We start from the raw sequence: 6,622 nt of genomic DNA, 5'->3' as shown, positions 1-6,622 counted from the left end.
CAGCATGTGCTGTTCGACAACGCCGGCGCCATCATCATCGAGCGCGACGCATACGCGATTACAACGAATATCGTCCCCACGAATCGCTGGGGAACGTTCCACCGGTGCAGTTTCTGCCTCGGTTAACAACGGCCCTGAACCTCTATCAAGCGATGTCTACTTGACGGGGGAGCTTACGGCACGAGCGCCTGCGGACAGCTTTTCTTTGACTATCCGAACTGCAGGTTCGGCTTGGCGCTCCGACGGCTCCGCTGCTGGTGCGCTACGCATTTTTTGGTCGAGCTAGTCGTACAGTAAATCCGAATGCCAGAAATTCTTGCCCAGAATCTTTGTCGGGGCAGGAAAGTCGCCGGCGTCTACATTGTTACGAACTGTGCGTTCGCACACATCAAACAGTGTTGCGATGTCCGAGAGGGAGAGGAGGTTGAACGGCTGCATAGTGCACCTTATGGAAGCTGCCATGAGTTGGCGGTGCTTCGTATAGCGATGCTTTTATGCACTAAATTTTTGCCGAGAATTTACGGTTAGGGCGTGGTTGCGGCTGCGGAATCCTGTGCCAAATCTGTGCCAAATTCGGAAATTTGGCACAGATTTGAAGGGTGTGGAAAGAGGTGGAATGGAACGGAAGGGTGCGGTAAATACATGAAATATAAGGATTGTGCTATTATGCCGAGACCTGTTTAGTGAGCGGATTTGATGTTCGGGACGTAGGAGTCGCATGTTCGAATCATGTCACCCCGACCACTCATTCAAAAGGCCGGATCAGATATCTTCTGATCCGGCTTTTTCGTGGGTGCGTCAGATATCGTGTGGCAGTTCCGACAGTGGGCTGTACCCCATTAACAATGGGATGGGCCCCATCATGCACCCCCCGCCAAGCGGAAGGCATCGGCCATGCGGTCTTGCTCTCGCGCAGAGAGGCCGATGCTTTGGGCCAGCGTTCGCCACTGGGCGACGATGCCGCGAAACCTTTCGATGATTTCGTCCGCCGCGCGCAGGTCCAGTCGGAAGTACCCGGCAACCTCCCGGGCCAACTCAGGATCCAGGGCGTTGTCCGCCTCGGTGATGTTGAGCTTCAGACCATCGGCATGGATTACGGGGTTCATGTCGTAGGCCGGCGCGAGCTGCCAGCCGCTGCCCGGCACCAGGATGAAGCCGTGGTTGCGCAGATGGTCGTCCGTATTGGAGACGAGGATGTTGAAGACGATGCGCGACCAAAGCTCCTGCAGATCCTCATTGGGCTGCGAGCCCTGATTGATGAGTACTTCTGCGAGTTCCAGGTAGCTTGCCCCTGTAGAGGCATCATCGCCATCGCTGTGACCGGTCAGGGTCATTGCCGAGGCGAAATGCAGTCGGCGGCCTGCATCCGTGCGATCGAAGCGGCGCACCACGTAGCAGTGATGGTTGCTGGCGAACTTTCGGGCCTGCGCGGGGGCGACAGTCAGGCCGCAACCATGCGCCAGCCCGTTGACCACCAGTTCCCATCCGCCGATATCGTAGGTGTCTCGTGTGCTGGGAAATTTGGCGATGTGCAAGTGCCCCGCATCGTCCACGACGCTTGCCTTGGGCCTGGCGCCGCCGAGCGAACCGCCCGGTGCGATGAGCATGCGCAGCCAGTCCTGTCCCTGGTCGGCGATATTGTCGGGATCCTGTTCGAGTGCGCGGCTGGCCTGCTCCAGGGCGCGAATTTCAGTGAAAGGCGGAGCAGCGACGTTGATTCGGTCATCAAGGAAGCCACCCTGATCCTCCAGCCGATACCTCAACGCGCCGACGCGGTACAGATCGTGTACACCCAGCAGGTAGTCTGATTCATAGAGACGCGCATCGGCGGGCACAAGGCCCGCCCGCTTGTCGCGCTCGGCCCTGCGATCCATGAGCAGCCGCCCCCACCGGTCCGGACTTGAATCGTCAAAGACGCCGAACTTGTCCCTGGTCGGGGTGGGATATTGCGGTCCGCCGAATGCCTGAATGTTCGGGTCCAACTGCAGTCCAGCAAGCCGAGGGTCGGCGAGTGCCGCGTCGTCGTAGGCGAATTCGAACCGCTCGGCCGCGCGTGTCCTGCGACTGTGCAGGAAGCCCAGCCGTCGGGGTTCAGGCAGTCCATCCCAGTCCGCGTACACGGCGATCATGCTCATGGCTTTACCCTTTCCTTGCGCTGGGCTTCTTGAGCAGGGAGCTCAGGCCGATTGTGCTCTTTCTGCTGTCTATGAAGGCTCCGGGACGAGGGTCGCGCTTTTGCGAAACGCCTGTCGGCGGGCCGTCCTGCCTTGCCGTCTTGGTTGCGGCGCCTGGAGTGGAACCGCGTGGCGCGCGTCTTGTCTGCAGATCATCGCGATCCGCTTTCTGACCGAGGGCATGGTGCACTGCCTCGTTTCTGATCAGACGCGCATCTTGAAGCTGGCGGCCGAGTTCGTCCGCAGCGGCGAGTTTGGCCAGGTCATTGACCAGGCCAAGAACCTGCATGACGGAAAGGTATGCGCCCATCGTGACGCCTGAGCCGCCCGCCTCTAGCGAACGCAGGGTCATGGGAGACATCCCCGCGCGCTCGGCAACCTGTTTGGCCGTGAGCTTTCTGCGCAGGCGCGCGAGCTTGAGCCGCTCGCCAAAGTCGATGAGCAGTCTGTTGGTAGACGGCAGAAGAAGGGCTGTTTTTTTGGCCATAATTCTAATATTCAATCGTTTATAGATGAAAACAGCTAGAATAATAGCATTTCCATAGCGCCGATACCTTACTTGGCCCTCAGCCGCAGCAGCGCGGCATGGGGGCCATCCTGGATGATCCAGACCGTGCCGTCGGGCGCCACGGCGACATCGCGGATGCGGGCGCCCAGCGGCCAGCGGTCGGCCTGCCGGGCGTCGCCATCCGCGCTGAACGTAACCCGTACCAGGCTCTCGGCCCGCAGTCCGCCGATCAGTGCCGACCCCTGCCAGGCCGGGAACTGCGATCCCTGGTAGAACGCCAGTCCGGCAGGGGCAATCACCGGGTTCCAGTAGATGCGGGGCGCCTCGAATTCGGGGTGTGTAGCGTGCCTGGGGATCGGGATGCCGCTGTACTGATCGCCGTTGGACACCACCGGCCAGCCATAGTTCTTGCCCGGCAGGATCAGGTTCAGTTCGTCGCCGCCCCGAGGGCCCATCTCGTGTTCCCACAGCCGCCCGTCGGGCGCGAAGGCCAGGCCGTAGGGGTTGCGGTGGCCGGTCGTCCAGGTCAGGGCGCGGATGCCGGCTTGCCCGGCCATGGGGTTGTCGGGCGGGGCGGATCCGTCCCGGTTCAGGCGCAGGATCTTGCCTCGGGCGGCATCGGGGTCCTGGGCTGTGTCGGGCTCCATCCGGTCGCCGACGCTCAGGAACAGATGCTGGCCGTCAGGGGCAAAGGCGATGATGCCGCCGGGCTGGCCGCCCCGGCTGCCCGGCCGTTGCCGCCACAGGGTTTCCAGCGCGCCCAGGCGCGCGCCGCCCGTGGATTCCTGTAGCTGGGCGCGGGCCAGGACCAGCGCGCCGCCTGCGGCGTCGGGCGCGACATAGGTGAAATACAGCAGATGGTCCCGAGCAAAATCCGGCGAGGGCGCCACATCCAGCAGGCCGTTCTGGCCCCGATCATAGACGGCCGGAATGCCGTCAATGGGGGTCTTGTCCCCGGCTTGCATGGCCAGGAACATGCGGCCCGTCTTCTCGGTCACGACAAGACGGCCGTCGGGCAGGAAGGCAATGGCCCAGGGGGAGTCGAAGGTGGCGATCTGCCGGGTGGTGAACGGCGCGTTCGCGTCTGGTGCCAGAGCGCCCTCGTTGACCGACGCAGCCTGGCTGCGAGGCAGCGGCAGGGCCAGCAAGGTGGCCAGCATCAGGCAGGCCTGGAGAGTGGATCGGTTCACGCGCATCACCTTTCGTTGGACAAGGGACCCGACCGTCCACCGTATACCCTTCGGGCGGATGAGTGCAATGCCGGCGCGTTGGACGGCTGGACCGCACAGCGCGCCCGCCGGCAGGCGGTCAGGGCGGTGCCATCAGCGCCGCTTCATGAATTCGATGAACTTCGGATGGGCTGCATAGGCGATGTTCAGGCGCATCGCGGGGCGTGTGCTGTGCCGGTCTGGCGTGAACAGGTGCCCCGGGGCGATGAATATGCTGTGTTCCGAGGCTTCCTGGACCAGTTTTTCTTCGTGATCGCCCGGGCGCAGGTGGACCCACAGATAAAAGCATCCCGTGGGTTCGCAAAAGACTTCCAGGCCCAGGTCGTGCAGGATGTCGAGCGCCTGGCCGGTTGCTTGGAAAACGCGATGGCGCAGCTTGCGCAGGTGCTTGAGGTACTGGCCGGATGCGATGAATTCATACAGCATCCGTTCCGCGATATCGCCTGAACTGGCGATGGTGAGCATCTTCAAGTCGCACAGCGCGCGCGCCAATGTGGCGTTGCACGCCAGGTACCCGACGCGCAGTCCCGCCGACAGGGTCTTGGAGAACGTGCCGACGTAGATGACGCGTTCCAGCTGGTCCAGGCTGGCCAGCCGGGGGCTGTCTGCCGGCAGGATATCGGCAAACGGATCGTCCTCTACCACCAGGAACCGATGCTGCGTGGCTGCCAGCAGGATACGGTGCCCCACCGGCAGTGTCAGGGCGCTGCCGGTGGGGTTGTGCGCCTGAGACTGAGTAAAGAAGATCTTTGGCTGGTACCGGGCCGCCTTGGCGTTCAGGTCGTCGATGTCGGGGCCGTTGACCAGGCGTTTGACGCCGATGATCTGCACGCCACCCAGATGCAGCTTGGCGAACAAGGGGTAGTAGCCCGGACTGTCGACCAGCACGGTGTCGCCGGGTTCCAGCAGTTGGCGGGCAATCAGGTCGAGGGCATGGTTGGCCCCCATGGTGGTCAGGATGTGTTCGGGGTCTGCATGGATCTGCCGATCATGCAGGCTGCGTGACAGGTATTCCCGCAACCGGATGAAGCCCCAGGGGTTGCCGTAGCCGTGGACTTCATTGTCTTCGGCCGAGGATCGCCCTGCCGCTGGCAGGTGGAAATCCAGCTTGCCGGCCCAGTCGTGCGGGGGTCGTCCTTCGCCGATGCGCACCTCGTATTGCCGGATCAGCTGTTCGCGCAGCAGCGATGCCGCATCGACGGCCTGCGCCACGGACAGGGCCTTGGGCAGCCGCTCCCGCCGTGTCGCGCGGGGGACGTAGAAGCCGGACCCGACGCGTGCCTCGAGTTGTCCGAGCGCCACCATGCGGTCGTAGGCTTCCGCCACCGTGTTCTTCGAGACCTTGAGTTCGGCGGCTGCCGTGCGGATGGGCCAGATGCGCGCGCCCGGCGGCCAGGTGCCCGCCGCGATGCCTTGGTGGATCTGCTGGATGACAGCTTCGATGCGCGTCATGATCGGGTCCGCAATTGTATTGGGTCAGGGCAGGGTACAGTTCTGGTAAGTTCCAAAAATTGTACCTTTTATTGTACCTGTTGCTACCCTATGATGATTGTTGCCTGCCAGGAAGACGGGCAGGTCGATAACGATTAACGAAGCGGGCCGCGAGCCCGTTCCCCAGACCCCGATGACCGGGGCAGTGGCTTTCATGGAGATGATTATGACGACATTCACTCGGCGTGGCGTACTCAAGACCTTGGGTGCAAGTTCCCTGGCCGGTGTCGGCCTCGGGGTCGCAGGATCGGCCCGCGCGCAGGCCAAGGTGAAATGGCGGATGCAGGCCTTGTGGGACGGTGGCACGACTCCGCAGAAATTCGAGGAACTCTTCGTCAAGCGCGTGGCCGAGCTGACCGGCGGCCAGTTCGAGATCGAACTGTTCTCGGCGGGCCAGCTGGTGCCGGCCAATCAGGCTTTCGATGCCGTGCGTGGCGGCGCTTTCCAGCTCATGAAGACCTTCGATGGCTACGAGGCCGGCAAGATCCCCAGCTTTGCCTTTACCAGCACCATTCCGTTCGGCTTCACCGAATCGGACCAATACGAGGCCTGGTTCTATGAACTGGGCGGGCTGGATCTGGCTCGAAAGGCCTACGCCCCGGCGGGCCTGTTCTACATCGCCCCCACGGTCTACGGCGCCGAACCCATCCACTCGAAGGTCCCGCTCCAGACCGTGGCCGACTTCAAAGGCAAGAAGGGCCGCTTCGTGGGCCTGGCGTCTGCCGTCATGGGAGCCCTGGGCGTGGCGGTGACGCCGCTGGCGACTGCCGATGTGTACTCCGCTCTGGACAAGGGCGTGATCGACATCGCGGATCGCGGCGACCTGACCGCCAACCAGGAAGCCGGGTTGGGCGAGGTCGCCAAATACATCATCCAACCGGGGCCGCACCAGCCGACCACGGCGACCAGCTACGTGGCCAATCAGGCGGCGTACAAGGCCCTGCCCGAGACGCATAAGGCAGCCCTGGCGGCAGCCGCCCGCGAGGTGTCTGGCGCCTTGCGCCAGCACATTCTGGTGGCCGACGGCAAGGCGATCGATGCCTTCAAGGCGCAGGGCGTGCAGGTCAGTTCCCTGGATCCCGCCGATGTCGCTCAGGCCCGCAAGAAAGTCGTCGAAGTCTGGCGCACGGCAACCAAGGGCGACGCGCTGGCGACGCAGATCCTGGATAGCCAGGTCGCTTTCATGGAAAAACTGGGCCTCATCGCCTGACCTGGGTTCC

5 protein-coding genes are annotated in these 6,622 nt (G+C 63.0%); 1 reads left to right on the top strand and 4 read right to left on the bottom strand.

The window, feature by feature from the left end; translation table 11 throughout:
- Positions 1-860: 860 nt before the first annotated feature.
- The 4 genes from VDP74_RS10650 to VDP74_RS10635 form a co-directional block, all read right to left on the bottom strand.
- Positions 861-2,135, bottom strand: coding sequence for a HipA domain-containing protein (locus VDP74_RS10650; RefSeq protein WP_322999608.1), 1,275 nt, complete (start codon positions 2,133-2,135; stop codon positions 861-863).
- A 4-nt stretch (positions 2,136-2,139) separates the two neighbouring features.
- Complete coding sequence (locus VDP74_RS10645) at positions 2,140-2,661, bottom strand: helix-turn-helix domain-containing protein (protein ID WP_322999607.1); 522 nt, start codon at positions 2,659-2,661, stop codon at positions 2,140-2,142.
- Between the two features lie 68 nt (positions 2,662-2,729).
- Complete coding sequence (locus VDP74_RS10640; RefSeq protein WP_416232976.1) at positions 2,730-3,872, bottom strand: PQQ-dependent sugar dehydrogenase; 1,143 nt, start codon at positions 3,870-3,872, stop codon at positions 2,730-2,732.
- A gap of 132 nt (positions 3,873-4,004) precedes the next feature.
- Complete coding sequence (locus VDP74_RS10635; RefSeq protein ID WP_322999605.1) at positions 4,005-5,363, bottom strand: PLP-dependent aminotransferase family protein; 1,359 nt, start codon at positions 5,361-5,363, stop codon at positions 4,005-4,007.
- 205 nt (positions 5,364-5,568) lie between these two features.
- On the opposite strand from VDP74_RS10635, the gene dctP reads away from it, so the two are divergent.
- Positions 5,569-6,612, top strand: coding sequence for a TRAP transporter substrate-binding protein DctP (dctP, locus tag VDP74_RS10630; protein ID WP_322999604.1), 1,044 nt, complete (start codon positions 5,569-5,571; stop codon positions 6,610-6,612).
- Positions 6,613-6,622 lie beyond the last annotated feature (10 nt).

Source organism: Castellaniella sp., assembly GCF_034674885.1.
Lineage (GTDB): Bacteria > Pseudomonadota > Gammaproteobacteria > Burkholderiales > Burkholderiaceae_B > Castellaniella.
Note: the sequence above shows the minus strand (reverse complement) of the source record. Positions and strands in the feature narration are given on the sequence as shown.

Excerpts from the sequence above, each read along its gene's own strand:
- VDP74_RS10635 (WP_322999605.1), bottom strand. The coding sequence starts at position 5,363 with ATGACGCGCATCGAAGCTGTCATCCAGCAGATCCACCAAGGCATCGCG.
- VDP74_RS10645 (WP_322999607.1), bottom strand. The coding sequence starts at position 2,661 with ATGGCCAAAAAAACAGCCCTTCTTCTGCCGTCTACCAACAGACTGCTC.
- VDP74_RS10650 (WP_322999608.1), bottom strand. The coding sequence starts at position 2,135 with ATGAGCATGATCGCCGTGTACGCGGACTGGGATGGACTGCCTGAACCC.
- dctP (WP_322999604.1), top strand. The coding sequence starts at position 5,569 with ATGACGACATTCACTCGGCGTGGCGTACTCAAGACCTTGGGTGCAAGT.